The following is a 23,140-nucleotide window of genomic DNA, read 5'->3' as shown; positions in this document are numbered from 1 at the left end:
GATGCAACTCTCTTGGCGCGCCGCCGAGAGAAACGTGCGACGGGAAGATAGCGAACCGTATGGCGCCGAAGCGCCGCGCACTCTGCATGTTCAACCATCCCAGCTTGAACAAATGGCGGCTCTTAGGATCTAGCCTGAGCTGTCTGAACGGAAGAAAATTGAGCGTTAGCGGACCAGCAGCCACACAACGGACGCAACCGCCACGAAAGGCGAGAGGAAAGCGATGATTCCGCCAAACCAGCCCCATTTTCGATAAGCTAGCTCTACGATACCTTCCCAAAATCCTTGAATGACGAACTCTGCGATCCAGCCCATCAGCACTTTCTGGGGCAGCCGCAGCATGTCTGCAACCGGGTTGTAACTTGGTGCCGCGGGGTGGCTGATTGGGGGCGTTAGCGGTCGTCGTCCCCAGCGATTAACAAACGTCAGCTTTCGGGAGATGAGTCTCGCCGGCTGAACAACCGACTTTGGGGCGTTAGCCGACGTTCCCGTTGCGGGCTCACGCCTGGCACCTCCCGGGCCGGATCCGCACTTGCAATGTAGGATTTCGCCTGCTTGGCTAACGCTGCGGGCCTCCGCGCTCCGCCGCTCTTTGACACCGTGATTGCACCATATCCGCGCGCGACGGCGCTGCCTCGATGGCTTGACTCGCGCCCGACAAAAACGCGTTTCGAGTCAACCAAGTCAACCAACCCTTTGGTTGGTTGACGCACCGCCTTCGCACCTGATCATCCGACAAGTCTTTGTGAAATAAGCCATTTCCAGGCCGAGACCCCGGTTGACCTGGTTCTGCGGGGGGATCGAAATGCCGGACCCCGAGTCAACCGCGAGTCAACTGCATCGGCCGGCGAAAAAGAGGGCCGGCGGTTCGAAAACCACCGGCCCAGTCGTCCGCAGGAGGAACCTGGTTAGGGCGCCGCGCCGTAAGAGGCGCGGCGCCCGATCTCGTCAGTAATTATAGGCGCGTTCGCCATGCTCGTTGATGTCGAGCCCTTCGAGCTCGACTTCTACGCTCGGACGAAGGCCGATGGTGTGCTTGAGCGCGAGGAACAGGATCGCCGAGACCCCGCCCGAGAGCAGCAAGGTCACGCCGACCGCCTTGGCTTGGGTCAGGACCTGCGCGGCCATGTTGAACTCGCCCGCAGCGACCGGGATGACCGTGAAGTTGAGCACGCCCTGGCCGCCCAGATCGGGCGAGGCGAGGATGCCGGTGCCGATCGCACCGATGATCCCGCCGACGCAGTGGATGCCGAACACGTCGAGCGTGTCGTCATACTTGAACTTGTTCTTCACGGTGGTGACGAAGAAGAAGCACACGAGCGAGGCCACTGCGCCGAGGACGATCGCGGTCATCGGATGGATCAGGCCGGCGGCCGGTGTGATCGCGACGAGGCCCGCCACGACACCCGAGGCCGCGCCGAGAAGCGACGGCTTCTTGTGGATGATCTGCTCGATGATCGCCCACATCGCGCCCGCCGCGGCGGTGGCGGTCATCGTATTGATGAAGGCGAGTGCGGCGAACTTGTTGGCTTCGAGGTTGGAGCCGGCGTTGAAGCCGAACCAGCCCACCCACAGCAGAGCCGCGCCGATCATCGTCATGGTCAGCGAGTGCGGCGGCATCGGGTCGGTCTTGTAGCCGGTGCGCTTGCCGATCACGAGGCAGCCGACGAGGCCGGCGATACCCGCATTGATGTGGACGACGGTGCCGCCGGCAAAGTCGAGCGCGCCCATGTTCCACAGATAGCCGGCGTCGGAGGGGTTGGCGGCCAGGAAGTCCGGGCCCGCCCAATACCACACCATGTGCGCCATCGGGAAATAGACCAGGGTCAGCCAGGCGACGACAAAGATGATCAGCGGAGTGAACTTCACCCGCTCGGCGAACGCACCCACGATCAGCGCGGGGGTGATCATCGCGAAGGTCATCTGGAAGACGATGAACACCGTCTCCGGCAGATAGACGCCGTTCGAGAAGGTCGCCGCGAAGGTGTTCGCGTCGACGCCCTTGAGCAGCACCTTGGAGAAACCTCCCACGAAGCTGTTGAGGCTGCCGCCGTTGGTGAACGCCATCGAATAGCCCCAGGCGCACCAGACGATGCCTGCGACGCAGACGATGGTCAGCACCTGCATCAGCACCGACAGCATGTTCTTGGTGCGGACGAGGCCGCCATAGAAGAGCGCGAGGCCCGGCACCGACATCATCAGCACGAACGCCGTCGAAACGAGCATCCACGCGACGTCGCCCTTGTTGACCATCGCGTCGGTCGGCACGACCGTCGCCGCGGCGTCCTGCGCCCATGCGGGTGCTGCCGCGAACAGGGCGAGCCCCGCCCCCGCGGCCAGTTTCATTCCTGTCTTCATCTGGACCCCCTTCATCACAGCGCCGTCTCGTCGGTCTCGCCCGTGCGGATGCGCACCGCCTGGCCGAGATCGAGGACGAAAATCTTGCCGTCGCCGATCGCGCCGGTGCTGGCCGCGGCCTGGATCGCCTCGACCGCGCGGTCGACGATGTCGGTGCCGCAGGCGATCTCGAGCTTGATCTTGGGCACCATGTTGGTGCTGTACTCGGCGCCGCGATAGATCTCGGTCTGGCCCTTCTGGCGACCGAAACCCTTGACCTCGGTGACGGTCATGCCGGCGATCCCCACTTGCGTGAGCGCCTCGCGTACCTCGTCGAGCTTGAACGGTTTTATGATGGCGATGATGAGCTTCATGTCGCCCCCTCTTGGCGGTTAACCCCGGGGGACGCTCAGCAAGTGCCGTGCCAGCCGCCAATTCCGCGTATTTTCGCCGCGTCGCAGCGCAATCCTTTCTCGTAGGCGGGCAAATTTCGTGCAGACCCGATAGGCTGCCCGATAATTAGGCACGCTTCCCCCTACCCGCGGCTGCAGGCCGGTCAACACAGCCATTTATGCTGCGCCAGCGCCGCATGCCGGTCGGCCTCGAGCGGTCCCTGCTCGATCGCGCGCAGATTGGCCTCGAGATGCATGCGCTGGTGCATGCCCACCGCCACCGTCGAGACGGCAGGGTGCGACAGGCAGAAGCGTAGCGCCATGTCGGTCACCGAGCGATCGGGCGGGGCCACCAGCCCCTCCAGCTGCCGCACTCGCTCCGCCGTCTCGCAGCGATGTTCGTCGAAGAAATAGCCGCTGCGCCAATCGCCATCCGGGAAGGCGGGTGTCCGAGCGAAAGCCGGCGTGATCGCACCATAATAAAGCGGGGATCGTACGACGACCCCGACATTGTGCTTCTCGCACAGGGGCAGCAACGCCGCGGCGGCTCCCTGATCGAAGATATTGTACATCAGCTGCACCGCGTCGATCAGGCCGCTGGCGACGGCCTCCAGCGCCGCGTCCAGGTCATGATCGAACAGCGAAACCCCGAAGCCGGCGATCTTCCCTTCGTCCCGGAGCCGAACGAGCGTCTCGAGCCAGTCGCCCTCGTGCAGCCATTCGGGGCACCAGGCGGGCAATTGCACCAGCGCCAGCCGCTCGATCCCGAGCCTGCCCAGCAGTGCTTCGGCCTCGGCACGCAAATGGCTGCCGGGATAGGCCTGCCACGCCGGCACATGCGGCGACGGCAAGTCGAAAGGAACGCGCGACGTCGCCGTGGCGCAGACATGCACGGCGCGGATCCCGCCCGTTCCAGCGAGGAGTCCGGCAGCTTCCCGGTCGCCCGCGCAGATGGTCACGGTGTTGACGCCGAGGTCGAAAGCCGAAGCAATGGCGGCGGCGGTGTCGCCCGGGTCCCCCGCCGACACGCCGATGGCCAGTTCCGACAGATCGAGGCCGGCGCGCCCGAGCTTGCGAAAGCGCATCAGCACGGATCCGCGGCGGCAGTGATCACGATCTGCAGTCCGGGCACGTGCCGATTGGCCCAGGAAGAACGATGCCAGGCCCCCGACTGCCCCGGCGTCTGCACGCGGTGGATACTGGCGGCGCCCGGCGTCACTTCGCGCTCGGATTCCGGGTCGCGCACAAACCGGAAGCGCCCCGAAACCATCGCCGCGAGCTGGACCGGGCGATGCGCCCACAACGCCTCGACCGGCACGCCGGTTCGCAGGACACGGGTGTCGAGCGCACACAACAGCGGATATTCGCGCTGCATATAAGCGCGGTAAATCTCGGGGTGGATATTGTCCGCCGGCGTCACGTGCATGCCCGCCGGGCGCCCTATCGGCCATACCAGCCGGAAGGCGACCGCTTCATTGACCCGATCGACGTGCCACACCAGATCTCCCGGCGCGAAATAGGTGCGGATCGACACCGAAGCGCGGGCATTCACCAGGCCGCTGGTTAAATCGGCTAATGCCGCAATGTCCTGTGCGAGCAGCGCACGCTCATGGACGAAGGCGCCGACGCCGAGCAGCCGATCGGAAACCAGCGCGAGCGCGGCATCGGGCTCGAGACGATTGAAGTCGAGCTTGAACCCGGGCCGCGCGAGCAGCGCACGCACCAGTGCATGGTACGGCAATTCATCGAGCGGCGGTCGCGGGAGTTCCACCGCACCATGCGTGGAGCGATCGAGCAGTTTGCGGACGACGAGTGCGCCCTCGTCAAGCCCAGCGCGCGCAATCCTGCCCGCCACATCCTGTCCCTGCGCAATCTTCATCGCGGCAATCTAGCATCAAATCCGGGGCCGTCCTGCGCAGACGGCCCCGGCTGCGATCAGTTGCCGAACTGGATGCGCACGCCGCCGAGAATGCGGCGACCGCCATAGTTCATCCGCATGACCCGCGGCGTGCCGTCGGCGAACGGCAGATACTCGCCGGTCGAGATCGTCTGCACCTGCCGGGTCATGTTGCGGCCCTCTGCATAGACCTGGAAGTTGCGCGTGATGTTGTACGAGATTTTGGCGTCGATGAAGGTCGAGCCGTCGGCGAACCGCGCCACGCCGGGATTGTAACCGGGCGCAACGAGCCGAACGTTGGTCCACTGCTCGCCGGGATAGTTGATGTCGGTGGAGTTGCCCCCGCACGGAGTCACGCACATGAAACGTGAGCTGCGCTTCTGATAAGCGACGCGGATGTTGAGCTTGCCGTCATCATACCAGAGCGAGGCATTGGTGTAATATTTGGACTCGTCGGGCGGCAGCATCACATCGCCGGTCAGCGGATCTTGCTGGCCCGAAGTCACCACAGAGCTGAGGATCGAGAAATTGGCATCCGCGCCAGTATATTTGAGGAACCACGGCAGGAAGGTGAACGCGGTCTTGCCCGAGAACTCCCAGATGGAACGCTTGTAGCCGGGGCCATTGGCCCAGGTGGGAACCTGGAACTCGATATCGGCAAGTGCGGTGCCTGTGATCGGATCGACCTGGGTGCTGTCCGCGAACGGGCGCTCGAGGACGGTAACTGCGATCGGGTTACCGACCTTGACGTCGAGCTTGCCATAGGTTGCCGAGAACATCGTATCTGCGTTCGGATACCATTCGAGGCTGGCATTGTAGTTCCACGCCTTGAACGGCGAGAGCGCCGGGTTGCCGACGCGGCCGCTGCAGCCATAATCGTCATCGTCCGCGGTGAGGTCGACGCGCTGGTCGATCGAGCAGGTGCCGCCGGGGATCAGATTGTTGATGTTCGGCGCCGCGACCGTCTTGGCGCTGTAGAGGCGGAGAACGACCTTCTCGTTGAAGGCCCAGAAGTTGAGGTTGACGCTGGGCAGCCAATCGGTCGTGCTGCTCTTGAAGGCGGTGTTCTGGCTATAGGTATAGACGGTGATGCCGCCCGCGTTGTTGGGATCGCCCGGGTTGAAGGTTCCGGTCGTCCGGATCGTCGAGATCGTCTGCAGGCCGGACGATTTGACGCTCCTGAAAACGCCGCGGAGGCCGACATTGCCGTTGAACAGCAGCCCGAGCGGCAGACGCTGCTCGAAATCGACCATGCCATAGATGTTCTTGATCGTCTCGTTCGCGCGGGTGATCGGCTGATCGTAGGTCTGGCCGTCACTGCCGACGCACTGCTTCATGCAATCGAAGTTCATGAACTTCGACGCGCCGAGCGCGGCGAACAGCTCGTCGGTGCGGATGCCTTGCCACGCCGGCGGCAAATTGCCGCGGTTCGGCACATCGCCGAAATATTCGGAATCGCTGTCCTCGAGCGTCTTGGTGAAGAGGTCGATCAGTTCCTGCCGGGTGAGCGTGTCGACGCCCGAACGGTTGTTCAAGGGATTGGTGCTGGGCACGAAGCCGTAGTTGCACGAGAGCCCTCCGAGCGCCGATGACCCCGCCGTCGGTTCGCACGCGCGCAGCGTGCCGCGGACCTGCGCGACCGGCACGACGACCGCGGGAACATAGCCTGCCTGCCCGAAGATGCCCCGCTGCGGGCTCGCCGTATAGCCGCCGCCGCCCCAGCGCTTGATATCGTTGTCGCGGTACATCGCGCCGACCTTGAAACGCGTGATGAACGGCAGCATGTCCTCGGTGCGATAGGTGAGATCGAGCTTGGCGATCTTCTCGGTCGATTCGCCGATGCGCGGCGAATAGGAGACGCTGAAACCCGGCGTGGTCAGCGGCATCTGCGAGACGAGATAGGCGGGCGTCGCCGGCCCGGTGGGGCTTGCCGCCACGGCGTTCTGGCCAGTGCAGGTAGCCGGGTTGCTGCCCCCGGAAACGCATGCGGCGGGGCGCACCTGCGCGAAGTTCGCGGGGTTGGACTCATCGTAATTGGCGGGCAGTTCGATGTCCCACAGCCCGTTGGGCTGCAACGCCAGCGTCGCGTCGCCATAAGCATAGGTGCGCGAGGTGCGCATGTCGCCGCGAGTCGTCTCCGCGGTGGTGAGCCCCGCCATCGCTTCGACGTCGAGGCGATCCCCGTGATATTCGGCGCCGACCTGCGCATATTTGGTCTTGGTGTCGATCCGGTTCTCGATCTGGTCGATGTTCACCGAATTGTTGGTCAGCGTCATCCCGGTGACGTTGTGATCCGCGTCGACCACGACGCTGCCCGGTATCACGTTGAGCACATTGCCCAGCACGGTGTTGCTGCTGACATTGTTGATCCCATAAGCCGGGTCGAACAGATGATAGCCGGCCGGCGCGTTGAGCGAGACGGTGCGGGTGCGCGGATTGGTGGGCGCGGTGGAAATGTCGAAGGTGCCGTTGAGGTTCTGGTTGAACAGAGTCACCGGATTGCGGCTACGATTCTGGTCGTGCACCTTGCGGTTGGCGATCGTGCCCTTGGCGAAGATCGTCAGATTGTCGGTCAGCCGATAATCGAGGCGCCCGTCGAACGAATAGCGTTCGTCGGTCTGGGTGTTCATGAAGTTGCGGATCAGCGACGGCGTATAGTCATTCCACTGGTTGAGGCAGGTCTGCTGCTCGAGAATGCGCTGGTTGCGCGCATTCGTGCTGGCGCTGGTTGCCAGATGCGGGAAGAGCTGGAGGCACTGCGCCTTGCTGGTGGCACCGGCCGAGAGCGTGACCAGTTCGCGCGGCGTCAGCGAGGTGCCGTCGGGAGCGGTGCTGTTGGCGAAGGCGACGTCGGCCGCGTCGGTACCCACGGTCGCGGGATTGAATGCGAAGGTCTTTTCGGCGGACTGGTCGAAATCGAACAGGCGCGAATAGCCGCGATTGTTGCTCGTCGTCGTTTCGAAACCGTGACCGTTGTTCTGGATCTTCGAATAATTGCCGCTGACGATCACGCCGAGCCGGTCGCCGAACAGCTTGGTGGCGGCGACGCCGTTGAAGTCGGGAGTCCAGTCGCGCCCGAGCGAATTCTGCTGCGCGCCTGCGCGGAGCGAGATGTAAGGCTTGCTAAAATCGAGCCCGGTGCGCGTCTTGATCGAGATGCTACCGCCGAGCGACCCCTCGGTCTGGTCGGCGGTCGAGCCCTTGACCACGTCGACGCTCTTGATCAGCTCGGCAGGCAGTTCGCGCAGATCGGCGCCGCGGCTGCTGCCGCCGTCGATCGCCAGCGAATTGGTGGCCTGGACGCCGATGCCGTCCAACTCGACGCGGGTCAGATCGGGGCCATTGCCGCGCACCGCGACGCTGTCGCCCTCGCCGAACTCATTGCGGCTGAGCGCCACACCCGGGATTCGCGAGATCGCTTCGTTGACGTTGCGATCAGGGAAGGAGCCGATGTCGTCGGCGACGATCGAGTCGGTCGCGGTGCGGGCGTTCTTCTTGCGTCCGATCGCCGATTGCTGGCTGGCGCGCGATCCGACGACGATGATCGTCTCGGATTGGGCGTTGGCATCGTCCACCTCGGGAGCGGTTTGCTCGCCCGCCTCGGGTGCAGCCTGCTCGCCAGACCCGGGCACGGTCTGTGCCGCTGCCTCATTTCCACAGGCGAGCAGCAGCCCCAATACCATCCACGAGGCAGTCGCCCCGATCCGGACGCGCGACGTCGATCCAATATGCATGTTTTCCCCTCTCCACCGTGTTGCGCACGCACTCGCCCGCAGCGGGTCCAGGATTTCCCTGTTGTCCCCCGCGACGGACACCCGAGAGATTGGGCTTTCCCAATTCTCTCACAATATGAGACAACTATTCAGCTTATAGAATTATCAGCTTTTTTGACCCACGCAACCCATTTGTCAGACCAAGCGGTAACGAGGTGATTCGTGAGAATGCTCGCCCTTAGGCGCTGCGCTGCGGCCAACCCGGCGGCTTGAGCATATCTGTCTGTGGCGGCCGTCTCGCTGAGGGCCTCAGCGATTCGCCTCCGTCGCGCATTGGTAAGGCCAATATTCCTCGCGTGCCGGAATGGCTTGACCATTTTTAGCCCATATCTCATAAGCTGGTGCCAAATGGTGGAATGCCCGTCATCGTGGATGACGCCCGAGTGAGGTTTCCTTGAGAGAAGGTCTGATCCGGCTTGCGGCCGCGCTGGCAGTGCCCGGGGGGGCCAGCCCCGCGATTGCGCATGACGCGTCCACTGCGGTGGCTTCCCCGCGCACCACGTGGAACCTCAACCCGGGCTGGCGCATGGCTGTCGGCGAACAAGCGGGCGCCGAGCAGAACGACTATGACGACCGCGCATGGCGCGCCGTGACATTGCCCCACGCCTTCAACGAGAAGGAAGCCTTCGCCCGCGACATCAAGAAGCTGTCGACGGGCATCATCTGGTATCGCAAGCGCATCGTCTTGCCGGCGCGGCAGGAAAGCGGACGGGCGTTCCTCGAATTCGAGGGGGTGCGGCAGGCCGCCGAAATCTGGGTCAACGGCCAGTGGGTTGCCTTGTCCGAGAACGGCGTGAGCGCGTTTGGAGCGGATATCAGCCCGGCACTCAAGCCCGGCGCGAATCTGATAGCGGTGCGCGTCGACAATGACTGGAAATACAAGGAACGCGCGACCGGCAGCGGCTTCCAGTGGAACAACGACAATTTCAACGTCAATTACGGCGGCATCACTCGCAACGTGCGGCTGCATCTTACCGGGCCGGTCTATCAGACCCTGCCGCTCCAGCCCGGGCTGGGCACCAGTGGCCAATACGTCTGGGCGGACGGTTTCGATCTCGCACGTCGCGCCGCGACGATCCATGCCGAGACCGAGGTTCGCAACGCCGGCGCGGTGCCGCGGCGGATCGGCTATCGCGTCGAGATCCGCGACCGCAACGCCCGCCTGGTCGCGCGACTCGACGGCGGCGAGGCGACGCTGGCTCCCGGCGAGACCCGGACGCTCGCCGTGGCGGACCGAGTGGCGGGGCTCCATTTCTGGAGCTGGGGTTATGGCTATCTCTACACGGTGACCACTAGTCTCACCGAGAATGGTCGGCCGATCGACAGCGTCGATACCCGCACCGGCTTCCGCCAGACGCAGTTCGCCGAGGGTATGGTGACGCTCAACGGCCGCGTGATCCAGATGCATGGCTATGCGCAGCGGACGTCGAACGAATGGCCCGCGCTGGGCGTGTCGATCCCGCCCTGGCTGAGCGACTTCTCGAATGCCCTGATGGTGGAGAGCGGCGGCAACCTGGTGCGCTGGATGCACATCGCGCCCTCGAAGCAGGACGTGGAATCCGCCGATCGGGCCGGGCTGATCCAGGCGATGCCGGCGGGCGACGCCGAGAGCGACGTCACCGGCCGGCGCTGGGAGCAGCGTAAGGAAGCGATGCAGGCGGCGATCGTCTATAACCGCAACAATCCGTCGATCCTGTTCTACGAAGGCGGCAACGAGAATATCAGCGAGGCGCACATGGCCGAACTGAAGGCAATCCGCGATCGCTTCGACCCGCATGGCGGCCGCGCGATCGGATCGCGCGAGATGCTCGACAGCAGGCAAGCCGAATACGGCGGCGAGATGCTCTACATCAACAAGAGCGGCACCAAGCCCGTATGGGCGATGGAATATTCGCGCGACGAAGGCGCGCGGCTCTATCAGGACGAGCTGACTCCGCCGTTTCACAAGGATTCGCCCGACTATAACCGCAACCAGGACAGCCATGCGATCGAGGACGTCAAGCGCTGGTGGGACTATTATCGGGTGCGGCCGGGCACGGGGAAGCGAGTCAGCTCGGGCGGCGTCAACATCATCTTCTCGGATTCGAATACGCATTATCGCGGCGACAATAATTACCGCCGCTCGGGCGAAGTCGACGCGATGCGGCTGCCCAAGGCCGGGTTCTTCGCGCACAAGGTGATGTGGAGCGACTGGGTCGACAGCGTCACTCCGGCGACGCACATCATCGGCCATTGGAACTATGCCCCCGGTGCGCGCAAGGACATGACCGTGGTCTCGAACGGCGAAAGCGTCGAGCTGTTCGTCAACGGAAAATCGCTCGGCAAAGGCGTGCGGAGCAGCGGCTTTCTGTTCGGCTGGAAGCAAGTCGCCTGGGCACCGGGGACGCTGCGCGCAGTGGCAACGTACGCCGATGGGCGAACATCCGAACATCGCCTCGAAACCGTCGGGCCGGCGACAGCGCTGCGACTGACCCCGCATGTCTCGCCGCGTGGGTTCGTGATGGACGGCGCCGACGTCGCGCTGGTCGATGTTGAGGTGGTCGACGCGAAAGGACGGCGAGTGCCGACCGCCGGTGATCTGGTGCAGTTCACGCTCGATGGGCCGGCCGAATGGCGCGGCGGCATCGCGCAGGGAGACTCCTCGGGCCGGCAACGGTCGGATGTCGCCGCCGGGCCGGCCGAGCCTGTCAAGCCCGCCGGCGCCGACCAAACCACATATTATGCCGGCACCGCGCGCGAAGAAGACAATTACGTCCTCTCCCGCAAGCTGCCGGTCGAAGCCGGGGTCAACCGCGTGCTGCTGCGCGCCCGAACGCAGGACGGCCGCGTGCGGGTCACGGCAACCGCTGCGGGGCTCAAGCCTGCCCTGTTGACGATCCCGACGATACGCGTACGCCCCGCAGCCGGCGGGCTTTCAGCGGACTTCCCTGAAGATCATCAGCCCGGGCTGCTGACGCGTGGCCCGACACCCTCGGGTCCGTCGTTCACGCCGAGCCGCACGACGCTGATGCCGGCATCGATCGCAGCCGGCTCGAATGTTAACGAGGCGCAGCGCAGCGCCGACGACAACGAGCTCTCGCGCTGGACCAGCGATGGCCGGCCCGAATCGGCGTGGATCGAATATCATTTCGGTACGCAGGCGACGCTGAGCGAGATCGACCTCAAGCTCGTCGGCTGGCGCTCGCGCAGCTATTCGCTGCGCATCACACTCGACGGACGAATATTGTGGGAAGGCGCCACCGAACGTCAGCTCGGCTATGCCCATCTGGCGTTCGCCCCTGCCACCGGCCGGGTGCTGCGGATTACCCAGATGGCGCCGGTCGAGGACCGCGACGCTTTCGGCAAGGTGGTCGAGCTCGACACGTCGCGCAAGGCGGGGGATACCGGCGCCGACGCGGTGCCGCCGGGCTGGCGGCTCGGGATCGTCGAGGCCGATTTTCACGGTCCCGTCGCCGGTCGTTAATCCGGCCGCTCGAGCAGCCCCCGCGCCACGTCGACATCCTCGTCGTCGACCATCACCCGCACCGGGATGAGCAGCCAACTGCCGTCGGCGATGCTCGCGCCTGCATCGAAGACGAAGCTCATGATGCCTTCGCTCTCGAGCCGGGTCTGGACGATATAGGCTTCCTGCCGATCGAAGCGGCCGAGTTCCACCAGCGCCATCACGCGTCTCCGATAAAATGTGCTGCCGCCGCGCGCGCCGCGGCTGCTTCGGCGCAAAGCCATTCGCGAAACAGCCCGATCTTGCGGCTGTGCCGGCGCGCGATCGGGTAAGCGAGCCAGAAGGACCGCCCCGCCGACACCACCCGGTCGTGCGCGGGGACCAGCCGACCGGCATCAATCTCCGCCCGGAACAGGATCGGCGAGGCGATCACCACGCCGTGCCCGGCCAGCGCCGCCGCGACGTCGAGATATTCGGTGGCGAGGCTGGTGCCGAAGCGCGAGGGCGGCGGACCCTGCTCCCAGCCCAATGCCCGATACCATTGCCCCCACCAATCGGGCCGGCCGAGCAGCGGCACTGCCAGCGGGGTGCGCGGATCCTCGATTCCCGCCGTCGCGGGCTTCAGCTCGGGCGCGCACAGCGGCATGAAGACGCTGGGGAACAGCTCGATCGTGCGCAAGCCCGGCCAGCCGCCATCGCCGTTGCGGATGGCCAGATCGAAGCGCCCCGCGGCGAGATCCTCGGCGATGTCCGAAACGTCGAGCTGGACCTGGATGTCGGGATGCAGCGCGCGAAAGCGGCCGAGCCGCGGCGTCAGCCAGCTGGTGCCGAAGGTCGGCAAGGCAGTCAGCGACAGCCGGTTTCCATCGATCTCCGCCGCGCGCGCAAAGCTGGCGCGCAGTCCCGCGAACGCTTTCTCCGCCTCGGCCGCAATCAGCGCGCCCGCCTCGCTCAGTTCAACCCGGTGCGGGTGTCGACAGAATAAAGTGACGCCCAATTGCGCCTCCAGCTGGCGAACATGATAGCTGACCGATGCCGAGGACGTGCCGAGCTCGGTGCCGGCCCGGGTGAAGCTGCCGTGCCGCGCCGCCGCCTCGAAGGCGCGGATGGCGGCGAGCGACGGGAGCGGCCGGTCGAGCATAAGTATGACTTACCCTCCTGCCTAAAGCTTCGCATAGCCAAAAGCATCCGCGCACGATCTTCTCGGCCTGCACGAGCGACGAGGTGGGCAGATGCAAATGCAGGTTTCGCGACGCGAGCTGATCGCCGGGATCGCCGCCGGGGCGCTCGTGCCTTCGGGACCGGCACTCGCCCTGGATGCCCGTGCGACCCGCGAGCACGACTGGGACTGGCTGGTGGGCAATTGGGACGTATGGCACCGCCGGCTCAAGGAGCGGCTGGCGGGCAACAACGAGTGGCAGGAATTCACCGGCAAGAGCGCATTGTGGCTGGCGCTCGACGGCCTCGCCACGATCGACGACAACATCGTCGACATCCCCACCGGCACCTATCGTGGACTGACCGTCCGCGCCTGGGACCCGAAAAGCGCCCGATGGGCGATCTGGTGGGTGGACGGGCGCTACCCGACCGTGATCGACCCGCCGGTGCGCGGCGGCTTCGCCGGCGACACCGGCATCTTCGCCGGGCCCGATGTCTTCAAAGGCACCCCGGTCACCGTGCGATTCCGCTGGCTCGATATTCACAGCGCGCGGCCGCATTGGGAACAGGCGATGTCGACCGACGGCGGCAAGAGCTGGGAAATCAACTGGGAGAATTTCTTCACCCGGATCGCTCCTGTCGCGACGCCGCTGCCGATGACCGCGGATCGCCCGCGCGACTTCGATTTCCTCCATGGCAGCTGGTCGGTCCGGCATCGCCGCCTCCGCCGGCGGCTCGCCGGCAGCGGCGATTGGGAAATCTTCACCGGCACTTTGGTTAACCGCCCGATACTCGGCGGCTGCGGCAATATCGGTGGCAACCGCTTCGACCGGCCGGGCGGAGCGCACAACGGAATCGGGCTGCGCACGTTCGATCCCAAGACCGGCGATTGGCTGAGCTGGTGGCTCGACGGCCGCGGCCCGACGCACTTCGCCGCACCAGTGCGCGGCCGCTTCGAGGGCGGCGTCGGCACCTTCGAGGGCGATGACCTGCTCGACACCCGGCCGGTAAGGACCCGGACCCGCTGGTCGGCGATCACCGCGCACAGCGCGCGCTGGGAGCAGGCGATGTCCGGCGACGGCGGGGCAAGTTGGGAGACCAACTGGATCAGCGAGTTCATGCGCCGCTCATGATCCCTCGTCTGCTGACCTTGCTCGCCGCGTTCGCCCCCGGCGGCGTTCCGCTGCAGGTCGAGATCGTCGGCACAGCCGAGCCATTCGCGCCCGGTATCGCCTCGGCCGCGCATTCCGAGATCCGGCTGACGCTCAGCCCCGATGGCAAGTCGGCCTTGTGGTTCAGTCGCGAACGTCCGGGCGGGTCCGGCGGCTACGACATCTGGATTTCGCGCCGCACCGAGGGCGGGTGGCAGCCACCCTCGCCTGTGTCGTTCAACAGCCCCGGGCGCGACTTCGATCCTGCATTCTCGGCCGACGGACGAGTCGTCTATTTCTGCTCGGATCGCGCAGGAGGGTCGGGCGGCGACGACATCTATCGCGTGCCGGTCACCGCCGGTGCCTTCGGCCTCGCCGTCAATCTGGGACCGGCCGTCAACAGCCCCGGCGATGAGTTTGCGCCGATGCCGGCGCCGGACGGACGCACCTTGCTCTTCTCGAGTGACCGCGGCGGCGGGGCGGGCGGGCACGACCTGTTTACTGCGCGCCGCAGCCGCTCGGGCTTCGCCGCGGCCGGGCGGCTGCCCGGCGCCGTCAACAGCGCGGCGAACGAGTTCGACGCCACCTTCCTGCGCGACGGCACGACGATCATATTTGCCCGCGCGACGGACTTCCGCAAAGACCGGGTCGAACTATTCCACGCCGCACCCGGCCGTCATGGCTATGACGCGGGGACCCGGCTCCCGGCAGCGGTCAACAACGACCAGGACAGTTATGGCGCGATGCTCGACTGGTCGGACCGCAACTGGCTGACCTTCTCCGCGCAACGCGGAAAGGACGGCGATATGGATCTCTATCGCATTCGCTATCGCATCGCGGCCAAAGCTTCGGGTAGGTGACATGGGCAAGATCGTCGTGCCGGGCCTGTTATGGTTCTCTGCGATCGGCTGCGGGCTGATCGCGGGGCTTTATTTCGCCTTCTCGACCTTCATACTGCAGGCGCTCAACCAGCTGGGCCCGGCCCCTGCGGCGCAGGCGATGAACGCGATCAACGCCCGGATTCTGCAGTCCTTATTCATGCCGCTCTTCCTCGGCACGACTCTCGCGGGTCTGGCTCTCGCAGTGATCGGCGCGGTCAATCGAGACGAGGCTGGCGCGACCGCGATGCTCTCTGGCGGTGCGATCTATGCGATCGGCATGTTCGGCGTGACGATGGCGTTCAACGTACCGCTCAACAACGCACTCACCCGGGAGGCCGCGGCGCTATGGCCGCACTATCTCAGGCGCTGGGCATTGTGGAACCATGTGCGCATGCTGGCCTCGGCGATCGCCAGCGCATTGTTCATTCTGGCGATCGCGGCGCGCTAGACTTGCCGAGTATCCGCGCGATCGGAATGCCGACGAGCAATATGTGGATCGCGAGCGGGATCAGGATTCCTCCAAGCCCGGCCGAGGCGCCTCCGGCGCCGGCAAAGCGCAGCGGCAGCACGATCCAGTACATCACCAGATAGAGCAGCATGCCATAGCCGATGCCATAAACCAGCCATCGCTCGCGCAGCCACGGCAGCCGGGGTGCGAGCGCGGCGAAGACCCCGGCCATCACCGCCGTGATCGCGAAATGCACCGCGAGCCCGGCCGCGGCGCCGAGCCAGTCGTTCGCGCGCGGCCATGCGCCGAACGGCCCCGAGGCGACCCCTTGCAGCATCGCCATCACCGATTTGCCGCCAAGCAAGGTGAGGAGGATCGCAGATGCGATATCGAGTGTGCCAGCGACCAAAGTCGCAATGGCGATCGGCTTTCCCTGCATACCCCTCCTGCTTTTCGCAGGTATTGTGCGCCTGCGGGCAAGGGCGCACCAGACGTTTTGTCCAGGGGCGCCAGCATTGAACATCTGCTACCCGCGCCCATCTTGGACGCATCTGGTGGAGGGTCTCTGACAGCCTCACCGATCGGCGGACCTGTGTGCCGCAGCCACGAGACGGATCGACATGACCTCGCCCGCGCTTACGGAAGACGATCTCAACCGGGTCGTCGAAGCCTTCTACGCCAGCGTTCGCACCGACGAGATGTTGGGGCCGATCTTCAACGGCGCGATCCACGACTGGCCCGGCCATCTCGCGACGTTGCAGGCCTTCTGGTCCTCGGTGATGCTCACCTCCGGGCGTTACAAGGGTCAGCCGATGGTGGCGCACACCCGGCATGCCGCCGAGATAAGTCCCGCCATGTTCGAACGTTGGCTGGTACTGTGGCGCGAAACCACCGACGCGCTTCTACCGGCCGATGCCGCCGCTGCGATGCAAGAAAGGGCCGCGCGGATCGCCGAGAGCCTGATGCTCGGTATCGACTTCTATCGAAATCGCACGCTGGGCGTCCGGAGCTAGCAACGACACGGCGCCGGGATCACCCGGCGCCGTGCCTTGCGGTTCAGAAGCGGAACCGCGCGTCGACCACTGCGCGATCGTCGCGATACAGCGCGCGACCGATCCGGCTTTCGAGCCCGGCACCGAACTCGACCGGGCCGTTGACGAGGCGGAAGCCACCGCGGACCTCGCCATAGGCCACATCGCCGTTCATCAGCGGGAGCAGCATCGCCGCATCGGGCGCCGCGGCGAAGCGTACCAGCATCGACCCGCGGTCCCCAGCCAGTGTGCGGACATAGTCCGCCGTCATCTGTGGAACGAAGGTCCAGCTGCCCATCTTCGCCGATCCGGCGAACTGGACGCCGGCACGACCGTCGAAGGTCGAGGCGCTCATCCGGTCGACCTGCAGCGCCAGTTCGCCGCCGCCTTCGCGGAACGGCGTATAGGCGAAGGCCGAATAGCCGAACGACACACGTGGCGTGACGGTCAGCTTCTGCCCCACGACCACGTTGACGCCTGCCTCGGCACGCGCGGCATAGCGGCTGATATTGGCACTCCCGGCCAACCGATACGCCAGATCGCCCGTGCTTGCCTCGCGGCGCAGTCCCGTGCGGGTCTGCTCGGCCATCCCCAGCCCGGCGAGATAGGCGCCGCCGCCGAGCCGGTGCGAGCCATAGACCGCGATCTGCGAGACGCGGGTATCTGCCTCGTCGCTGTCGACGCCAGGACGGCTGGTGCCCTCCGAGAAGCCGACCGCGGTGCCGAAGGTGGTGTAGTCCGCAACTTCCATCTCGAGACCCATGCCGACGTACCAGCTTTGCTGGCCGTTGGTCTGGCCGCGCACGCCATAGCCCGAGCTCCCGTTGGTGAAGCCGCCCGAGATGAAGCCCGAGACCTTCTCGGGCAAATTGCCGATGCTGGTCGTTCCCGGCAGCAGCGAGCGCACCGTGCTGGAACGCGCAGCGGTTTCACCCCGGTCGATGCTGGTCAGCCCGGCGAGCGCGTCAGGCGTGCCGACGATGCTGAGCTTGCCGGCCATCTGGCCAGTGCCGAGCATCGAGAGACGATCCGTCACTGCGCTGAGCATCACCATGGACTGGCGTTCCTGGAGCGCCCGCGATTCACCCATGATCGCGGGATTGAGCCCACGCAGCGTCGACGCCATCTGGTCGGGCGCCATCAGGTCGACCGAACCGAAGAGGTTGTACAAACTGTTGTAATGCTTGCCGCGCAACGAATCGAGGGCGCTGGCGAAGGTACCCGCGACCCCGCTGTTCCTGCCCAGAAACGCCGCCATCGAGCCGGCCTGGAGCGTCACCGTCACCGAGTTGGTGGCGTAGGTCACCTGCGGCTGGAGCAAACCGAGGCTGCTGCTCGTCACGTTCGCGAAGGTGCCGTTGACGCCGCCGGTCGCAGTGAGGAACACGAAGCTCTGGCCGTCGCGCGGCGTCGTCGACATCAGCCCGCGCGTGAACGCCACGGTGCCGCCGAGCGCCGCGATGCCCGTATTCAGCGTGTCGCCTTGAACGACCAGCCTGTCCCATAGCGACTGGCCGAGATCGATCGCAAGCGTCGCCCCCGACGAGAGGATCAGATCGCCCTTCACCGTGAACGTGCCGGCGACCGGGCCGCCGGGGCTGACCGTGGCTGCACCGACGGTCAGATAGGTCGGATCGATTGTGCCCGTGCCGGTAAGCGTGCCAGTTGCGATCAGCGCCTCGCGCGAGCGCAGCAGGCCGTCGATGTTGCTCCAGCCCGACCATTGGGTAAAGTCGGTGAGAACGTTGAGCTGACCGGTATTGCGGACATCGAACAGGTGCGATCCGCTCACCGTCAGCCGGTCGATCGTGCGGTTGGTGCCAAGGCTGGTGAGGCCCGCCGCCGAAAGCGCCACATCGTAATAGCGCGCCTTCACGCCGGTCGTCGGATTGGCGACGACGTTGTTGGGAACGAAGTTGGTCGTGCCCGGTCCGCCGACGATGTAGATCGGCGTGCCGCTGCCGGTGGGGAAAGGCGTCGCCTCTGGATCGTCGGCGAGGTCGGTACAGTCGTCGAGGAAACAGACCGAGCCGAACTTGACCGTGCTGCCGCTCACCCCCAGCGCGGGCGTGTCGGGCAGGCTGTTGACCAGCTGACCATTGACGGTGATTGCGTAGTTGGGGTCCATGTCCTGGATCCAGTGGTTGGCATCATCCCAATCCGCGGCGCCTGCTTTGGCACTGGCATAGACGTAGCTGTTGTTGGCGACGATCGCGTCCCAGAACAGGAACAAAGGCTGATAGAAGCTATGCGTGCCGTAGGTCGAGAATGGCTGGCCGGCGAAAAAGCGCGAGCCGCCCGAGAGCACGCCGATCACCACCGGCTTGTTGAACGCCTGATCGGCGATTAGCGGTCCGCCCGAGTCGCCTCCTGCGGTGGTACCTTCGCGAGGCAACGCGCCTCCGTCGAAGACGTCGAAATCATAACGGCCGGCGGCGGGGTTGTACGCCGCCTGCCCCGCCGGGCTGTCGAAATCGAGCATGTAGAGGCTCTGCGGGTTGGAGGCCGGCGCGGGGCCGAACAACCAGTCGTCGCGGTCGTCGAGCGAGCCGAGCACCGAGACCATGTTCTCCGCAACGCGGCGGCGGAAATCGATGCCTGTCGCGCCGGTCGCGCTGGTGCCCCGGCTGCCATAGCCGGTGATGACTGCATGGGTCTCCTCGGTCAGTGGCGAGAACAGCATCGTCCAGGTGGGGATGCCGGTCGCCGGCGCATCGAGCGTCGCCAGCGCGACGTCACCCTCGAGGAAGCTGTTGGCGCTGGGCGTGGTTGAGCGCGGATCGTACCAGACCTGCTCGACATTGTAGAGCGCGTTGGTGGTGTTGGTGGCATAGTTGCCGGCACCGAGCCATTGCTGGATCGCGGGCAGATTGTTCATCTTGAAGCCGACGCTGATCCCGGTGCCGCCGCTCGCCTTGCCATAGCTGTTGGCGGCCGCGTCGTTCACGCAATGCGCCGCGAAGATCACCGTGCGGGGGTTGATCAGCGTGCCCGTGCACAGTCCGACCGAACCACCGCCGGCATCCACCGTCACTTGCCCCACGCCGGTGATGTCGACAGGATCGAGGACCCCGGTCGGCGGCAGCGTGTTGGGGTTGAGATCGTTGCGGATCACGATCCCCGGCGTGTTCTCGACCCCGGTGGGCCGTCCATCCTGCGCATAAGCTTGCGTAGCCAGCGTGATCGCGCCGAGCGCAGCCGTCCCTTGCAGCACGCGCCGAAGCGCCGTGCGAGCCGGTGTCGAAGCCATAGTCATTAACTCCCCTGTTGGGGACGACTGCCCTCGGCGCGAGCCGCCGTCGCCCCCAAATCGGGACCGACGAAACCCAAGCGGGATTCGACAATCCCGGCGACTCGCAACTCCCACGTTAACAGCGATATTTTACCTTGAAAGCGCTTTTGTAATTTTCGTTCCTCTCGGATGTTTCATTCCGATATTCTGCGCGCATGCGCAGCAATTGCAGGCCTTGCTTCGCTGGAGGAGTTTCATCTTGCCGCGGCGCGGCCGACGCATCGCGCGATCTGCCGACGGTCTTTATGTGTCGCGGAAATGAAGCTAGAGAGCGGCACCGGTCGCCACGTCGTTGGTCCCGGCCGCCACATGTCAGCAGCCAGGAGCCGATGGCCACCGCCCAGCCCAAGCCGCAGCCCGATACCAGGCCCAAGCGCGTCCGCCGCCGCCCGCCGCGGCCGCGTTCGCTGCGGCTGCACGGCACGGTGGCGCGCGAGCTCGGCATCCGTATCGTCTCGGGGGTGCTCAAGCCCGGCGAGATTCTTGAGGGCGAGATCGCCGCGAGCAGCCAGTTCAACGTCTCGCGCACTGCCTATCGCGAGGCGATCCGCATCCTCGCCGCCAAGGGGCTGGTCAATTCGCGGCCCAAGATCGGCACCCAGGTCTCGCCCCGGAAGGAATGGCACCTTCTCGATCCCGACGTGCTTGGCTGGATCTTCGTCGGCGAGCCTGACGAGGGACTGATCGCCAATTTGTTCGAGCTGCGCCGAATCGTCGAGCCCGATGCCGCCCGCCTCGCCGCCGCACGCCGCACACCCGAGCAGCTCGCGCGGATGAAGGCGGGGCTGGACGGCGTCGCGCAACATGGCTTCGCCACCGAGATCGGCCGGCGCCGCGACGAGGAATTCCACTCGGCACTGCTCGAGGCCTCGGCCAACGACTTCATCATCTCGCTGACCAGCGGCGTCGCCGCGGCGATCGCGATCACCACGGCCTTCAAGCAGCACCGGCTTCCCGCACCGCACGACGCGCTGCCGGTCCACCTCGCGGTATATGCGGCGATCGAGGCGCAGGATGCGCAAGGCGCACACGACGCGATGGCGCGGCTGGTCGAGCGTGGGCTGACCGACACGATGGAGGCGCGCGATCCGAGCTCCGAGCGGGGGCGGGTCGCAGTTTGCTGCTAAGCTCGGGTTGAACCACGGCGTCGGCGTGCTTAAATCCTTCCGTATACATTGTTACCGCTAACTTCATTTAGTCACATCGGAGAGTTCGCATGCCGCTGACCGGGGAATTGTTTGTCGCATCGAAGCGCGTGCGCAGGGACGGACCAGGCTTCCGGGCGGTCGCGGCCGCGACCGGGGCGGAGATCGAGCCGAGCTTCAGCATCGCCACCACCGACGACGTCGAGACCGCCGCCGCCGCCGCCGAGGCCGCCTTTCCGATCTATGCCAATTTACCGCGCGAGGAGCGCGCCAAATTCCTAGAGGCGATCGCCGAAGAAATCGAGGCGCTCGGCGACGAGCTGGTCGAGCGCGCGATGCAGGAAAGCGGCCTGCCCCAGGCACGACTGACTGGCGAACGCGGGCGCACCGCGGGCCAGCTCCGGTTGTTCGCGAAGGAGCTGCGGCTCGGCGACTATCTGCGCGCCCGCATCGATCACGCCATCCCCGACCGCGCGCCGGCGCCCAAACCCGACCTGCGCCTGCGCATGGTGCCACTCGGCCCGGTGACGGTGTTCGGGGCGAGCAACTTCCCGCTCGCTTTCTCGGTCGCCGGCGGCGACACCGCAGCGGCGCTGGCCGCAGGGTGCCCGGTCATCGTCAAGGGTCACTCGGCGCATCCCGGCACCTCCGAGCTCGTCGCCGGCGCGATCACGCGGGCGGCTGAAAAGACCGGGATGCCCCAAGGCGTGTTCTCGCTGATCAACGGCGCGGGCAATTCGGTCGGGTCGGCTCTGGTCACCGATCCGCGGATCAAGGCGGTCGGCTTCACCGGCTCGCGCGGCGGCGGCACGGCGCTGATGAAGCTCGCGCAGAACCGCCCGGTGCCGATCCCCGTCTATGCCGAAATGAGCAGCATCAACCCGGTCTTCCTGCTGCCGGGCGCGCTCACTGCCAAGGCGGAGGCACTGGGCACGGGCTTCATCGCCTCGCTGACCATGGGCGCGGGCCAGTTCTGCACCAATCCCGGCCTCGTGCTCGCGCTCGAAGGCCCCGATCTCGATCGCTTCGTGACTGCGGCATCGGACGCGATGTGCGGCGCGCCCTCGCAGGTGATGCTCACCCCCGGCATCCACAAGGCCTATACCAGCGGCGTGGCACGCTGGGCCTCGGCGCCCGCGCTCAAGCTGCTCGCCGAAGGGCAGGAACCCAGCGGACCAACCTCTGGCCGCGGCGCGCTGTTCACGATGACAGGCGCCGACTTCATCGCCGATCCCAGCCATGCCGAGGAAGTGTTCGGCGCGGCATCCTTGCTGGTGCGCTGCGCGAGCATCGAAGAGCTGATCGAGGTAGTGAAACTGCTCGAAGGCCAGCTCACCGCGACGTTGCACCTCGCCGAGGACGACACCGCGCTGGCACAGCAGTTGCTGCCGGTGCTCGAACGGCTCGCGGGCCGCATCCTAGCCAATGGCTGGCCGACCGGCGTCGAAGTGACCGACGCACAGGTCCATGGTGGACCCTTCCCGTCGACTTCGGACGGCCGCAGCACTTCGGTGGGCACCTTGGCGATCGAGCGCTTCCTGCGCCCGGTAGCCTATCAGGATCTGCCCGCGGCGCTGCTCCCCGCCGAGCTGCGCGACGGTGAGGCCGGCATCCCGCGCCGCGTCGACGGCAAGCCGACGCTCTGACGTTCAGCCCGCCGGCGCGACGTTGGACCCATCCATCGTTGCGCCGTCGGTCGGACGTATTAGCCTGCGCTCCTCAATCGCGAGGAGATCAGCCCATGCGTAGCTTGTTGTTGCTTGCCGAACTTGTGATCGCCGTTCCGGCCGCGGCGCAGGAAAAGGACGAGGCAGGCGCCCGCGCTGCGGTAAACCATTATCTCGCCGGCCACGCCACCGGCAGCGCCGACGAATTTCGCGCGGCCTTTTATCCCAAGGCGATGCTCTACTGGAACAAGGACGGCGCTTTCGCCGAACGGACCAGTGCCGATTATATCGCCGGCGCTCCTGGCAAACCTGCGGCGGACGAGGCCCGGCGCCGCCGCACGATCGAGAGCCTCGACGTTACCGGCAACGCCGCGATGGCCAAGGTGGTCCTCGATTATCCCAACGTGCGCTTCACCGACTATCTGTCGCTAGTGAAAGCCGAGGGTGAATGGCATATCGTCAACAAGATCTTCAACGTGGAGCGTAAGACGCGGTAGGCGCCGGGTCAGGAATTCCGTACCCCTCC

18 protein-coding genes are annotated in these 23,140 nt (G+C 65.7%); 8 read left to right on the top strand and 10 right to left on the bottom strand.

Going from position 1 to position 23,140, the window contains the following annotated elements; genetic code table 11:
• Positions 1 to 165: 165 nt before the first annotated feature.
• The 6 genes from CVN68_RS23380 to CVN68_RS16115 all read right to left on the bottom strand — a co-directional run bounded on the left by CVN68_RS23380 (position 166) and on the right by CVN68_RS16115 (position 8,360).
• On the bottom strand, positions 166 to 315 hold the full coding sequence (locus CVN68_RS23380) for a hypothetical protein (protein ID WP_233503388.1): 150 nt from the start codon (positions 313 to 315) through the stop codon (positions 166 to 168).
• 633 nt (positions 316 to 948) lie between these two features.
• A complete protein-coding gene (locus CVN68_RS16135; RefSeq protein ID WP_100284465.1) occupies positions 949 to 2,358 on the bottom strand; it encodes an ammonium transporter in 1,410 nt (469 codons plus the stop codon).
• A gap of 14 nt (positions 2,359 to 2,372) precedes the next feature.
• Positions 2,373 to 2,711: a P-II family nitrogen regulator gene (locus tag CVN68_RS16130; RefSeq protein WP_100283106.1), complete on the bottom strand. Its 339-nt coding sequence runs from the start codon at positions 2,709 to 2,711 to the stop codon at positions 2,373 to 2,375.
• Between the two features lie 182 nt (positions 2,712 to 2,893).
• Positions 2,894 to 3,814: an aldo/keto reductase gene (locus CVN68_RS16125; protein WP_158298918.1), complete on the bottom strand. Its 921-nt coding sequence runs from the start codon at positions 3,812 to 3,814 to the stop codon at positions 2,894 to 2,896.
• A complete protein-coding gene (locus tag CVN68_RS23375; RefSeq protein WP_158298917.1) occupies positions 3,814 to 4,608 on the bottom strand; it encodes a hypothetical protein in 795 nt (264 codons plus the stop codon). Before CVN68_RS23375 ends, CVN68_RS16125 begins: the two co-directional genes overlap by 1 nt.
• Positions 4,609 to 4,664: 56 nt before the next feature.
• Positions 4,665 to 8,360, bottom strand: coding sequence for a TonB-dependent receptor (locus CVN68_RS16115; protein WP_233503387.1), 3,696 nt, complete (start codon positions 8,358 to 8,360; stop codon positions 4,665 to 4,667).
• Positions 8,361 to 8,793: 433 nt separating this feature from the next.
• On the opposite strand from CVN68_RS16115, the gene CVN68_RS16110 reads away from it, so the two are divergent.
• Complete coding sequence (locus CVN68_RS16110) at positions 8,794 to 11,862, top strand: glycoside hydrolase family 2 protein (RefSeq protein ID WP_100283102.1); 3,069 nt, start codon at positions 8,794 to 8,796, stop codon at positions 11,860 to 11,862.
• Here the strand turns inward: CVN68_RS16110 and CVN68_RS16105 are convergent.
• Together CVN68_RS16105 and CVN68_RS16100 are read right to left on the bottom strand one after the other, a co-directional pair.
• Positions 11,859 to 12,062, bottom strand: coding sequence for a putative signal transducing protein (locus tag CVN68_RS16105; protein WP_100283101.1), 204 nt, complete (start codon positions 12,060 to 12,062; stop codon positions 11,859 to 11,861). The two genes, CVN68_RS16110 and CVN68_RS16105, sit on opposite strands and share 4 nt — an antisense overlap.
• Positions 12,062 to 12,982, bottom strand: a complete 921-nt coding sequence (locus CVN68_RS16100; protein ID WP_100283100.1) for a LysR substrate-binding domain-containing protein — start codon at positions 12,980 to 12,982, stop codon at positions 12,062 to 12,064. The genes CVN68_RS16105 and CVN68_RS16100 overlap by 1 nt, the downstream gene beginning before the upstream one ends.
• 97 nt (positions 12,983 to 13,079) lie before the next feature.
• Here CVN68_RS16100 and CVN68_RS16095 point away from each other — a divergent pair, with 97 nt between their 5' ends.
• Genes CVN68_RS16095 through CVN68_RS16085 form a run of 3 tightly spaced genes read left to right on the top strand, consistent with a single transcriptional unit; the run spans position 13,080 to position 15,479 of the window.
• A complete protein-coding gene (locus CVN68_RS16095) occupies positions 13,080 to 14,132 on the top strand; it encodes a hypothetical protein (RefSeq protein ID WP_100283099.1) in 1,053 nt (350 codons plus the stop codon).
• Positions 14,129 to 15,010: a TolB family protein gene (locus CVN68_RS16090; protein ID WP_100283098.1), complete on the top strand. Its 882-nt coding sequence runs from the start codon at positions 14,129 to 14,131 to the stop codon at positions 15,008 to 15,010. The genes CVN68_RS16095 and CVN68_RS16090 overlap by 4 nt, the downstream gene beginning before the upstream one ends.
• A 1-nt stretch (position 15,011) precedes the next feature.
• The gene (locus CVN68_RS16085; protein WP_100283097.1) at positions 15,012 to 15,479 is read left to right on the top strand and encodes an anthrone oxygenase family protein; all 468 of its coding nucleotides are present in this window, start codon (positions 15,012 to 15,014) and stop codon (positions 15,477 to 15,479) included.
• On the opposite strand, the gene CVN68_RS16080 is transcribed toward CVN68_RS16085, so the two are convergent.
• A complete protein-coding gene (locus CVN68_RS16080) occupies positions 15,454 to 15,918 on the bottom strand; it encodes a hypothetical protein (RefSeq protein WP_100283096.1) in 465 nt (154 codons plus the stop codon). The two genes, CVN68_RS16085 and CVN68_RS16080, sit on opposite strands and share 26 nt — an antisense overlap.
• A gap of 181 nt (positions 15,919 to 16,099) precedes the next feature.
• Here CVN68_RS16080 and CVN68_RS16075 point away from each other — a divergent pair, with 181 nt between their 5' ends.
• Complete coding sequence (locus CVN68_RS16075; RefSeq protein ID WP_100283095.1) at positions 16,100 to 16,492, top strand: group III truncated hemoglobin; 393 nt, start codon at positions 16,100 to 16,102, stop codon at positions 16,490 to 16,492.
• Between the two features lie 43 nt (positions 16,493 to 16,535).
• Here CVN68_RS16075 and CVN68_RS16070 read toward each other — a convergent pair whose 3' ends face one another.
• On the bottom strand, positions 16,536 to 19,760 hold the full coding sequence (locus tag CVN68_RS16070; protein WP_158298916.1) for an autotransporter domain-containing protein: 3,225 nt from the start codon (positions 19,758 to 19,760) through the stop codon (positions 16,536 to 16,538).
• A 371-nt stretch (positions 19,761 to 20,131) separates the two neighbouring features.
• Between CVN68_RS16070 and CVN68_RS16065 the strand changes: the two genes are divergently transcribed.
• From CVN68_RS16065 to CVN68_RS16055, 3 genes are all read left to right on the top strand, one after another.
• A complete protein-coding gene (locus CVN68_RS16065; RefSeq protein ID WP_100283093.1) occupies positions 20,132 to 20,929 on the top strand; it encodes a FadR/GntR family transcriptional regulator in 798 nt (265 codons plus the stop codon).
• Between the two features lie 89 nt (positions 20,930 to 21,018).
• Entirely contained in the window at positions 21,019 to 22,593 is a 1,575-nt protein-coding gene (locus tag CVN68_RS16060) for an aldehyde dehydrogenase (NADP(+)) (RefSeq protein ID WP_100283092.1), read from the top strand.
• Between the two features lie 95 nt (positions 22,594 to 22,688).
• Positions 22,689 to 23,111, top strand: coding sequence for a nuclear transport factor 2 family protein (locus CVN68_RS16055; protein WP_100283091.1), 423 nt, complete (start codon positions 22,689 to 22,691; stop codon positions 23,109 to 23,111).
• Positions 23,112 to 23,140: the final 29 nt, after the last annotated feature.

This window comes from Sphingomonas psychrotolerans (genome assembly GCF_002796605.1).
Lineage (GTDB): Bacteria > Pseudomonadota > Alphaproteobacteria > Sphingomonadales > Sphingomonadaceae > Sphingomonas > Sphingomonas psychrotolerans.
This window is presented reverse-complemented; position numbering and strand designations above follow the sequence as displayed.

What these genes read in the sequence shown, in the direction of transcription:
- CVN68_RS23380 (WP_233503388.1), bottom strand. Translation starts at nt 315, where the DNA reads ATGGGCTGGATCGCAGAGTTCGTCATTCAAGGATTTTGGGAAGGTATC.
- CVN68_RS16135 (WP_100284465.1), bottom strand. Translation starts at nt 2,358, where the DNA reads ATGAAGACAGGAATGAAACTGGCCGCGGGGGCGGGGCTCGCCCTGTTC.
- CVN68_RS16130 (WP_100283106.1), bottom strand. Translation starts at nt 2,711, where the DNA reads ATGAAGCTCATCATCGCCATCATAAAACCGTTCAAGCTCGACGAGGTA.
- CVN68_RS16125 (WP_158298918.1), bottom strand. Translation starts at nt 3,814, where the DNA reads ATGCGCTTTCGCAAGCTCGGGCGCGCCGGCCTCGATCTGTCGGAACTG.
- CVN68_RS23375 (WP_158298917.1), bottom strand. Translation starts at nt 4,608, where the DNA reads ATGAAGATTGCGCAGGGACAGGATGTGGCGGGCAGGATTGCGCGCGCT.
- CVN68_RS16115 (WP_233503387.1), bottom strand. Translation starts at nt 8,360, where the DNA reads ATGCATATTGGATCGACGTCGCGCGTCCGGATCGGGGCGACTGCCTCG.
- CVN68_RS16105 (WP_100283101.1), bottom strand. Translation starts at nt 12,062, where the DNA reads ATGGCGCTGGTGGAACTCGGCCGCTTCGATCGGCAGGAAGCCTATATC.
- CVN68_RS16100 (WP_100283100.1), bottom strand. Translation starts at nt 12,982, where the DNA reads ATGCTCGACCGGCCGCTCCCGTCGCTCGCCGCCATCCGCGCCTTCGAG.
- CVN68_RS16095 (WP_100283099.1), top strand. Translation starts at nt 13,080, where the DNA reads ATGCAGGTTTCGCGACGCGAGCTGATCGCCGGGATCGCCGCCGGGGCG.
- CVN68_RS16090 (WP_100283098.1), top strand. Translation starts at nt 14,129, where the DNA reads ATGATCCCTCGTCTGCTGACCTTGCTCGCCGCGTTCGCCCCCGGCGGC.
- CVN68_RS16085 (WP_100283097.1), top strand. Translation starts at nt 15,012, where the DNA reads ATGGGCAAGATCGTCGTGCCGGGCCTGTTATGGTTCTCTGCGATCGGC.
- CVN68_RS16080 (WP_100283096.1), bottom strand. Translation starts at nt 15,918, where the DNA reads ATGCAGGGAAAGCCGATCGCCATTGCGACTTTGGTCGCTGGCACACTC.
- CVN68_RS16075 (WP_100283095.1), top strand. Translation starts at nt 16,100, where the DNA reads ATGACCTCGCCCGCGCTTACGGAAGACGATCTCAACCGGGTCGTCGAA.
- CVN68_RS16070 (WP_158298916.1), bottom strand. Translation starts at nt 19,760, where the DNA reads ATGGCTTCGACACCGGCTCGCACGGCGCTTCGGCGCGTGCTGCAAGGG.
- CVN68_RS16065 (WP_100283093.1), top strand. Translation starts at nt 20,132, where the DNA reads ATGGCCACCGCCCAGCCCAAGCCGCAGCCCGATACCAGGCCCAAGCGC.
- CVN68_RS16060 (WP_100283092.1), top strand. Translation starts at nt 21,019, where the DNA reads ATGCCGCTGACCGGGGAATTGTTTGTCGCATCGAAGCGCGTGCGCAGG.
- CVN68_RS16055 (WP_100283091.1), top strand. Translation starts at nt 22,689, where the DNA reads ATGCGTAGCTTGTTGTTGCTTGCCGAACTTGTGATCGCCGTTCCGGCC.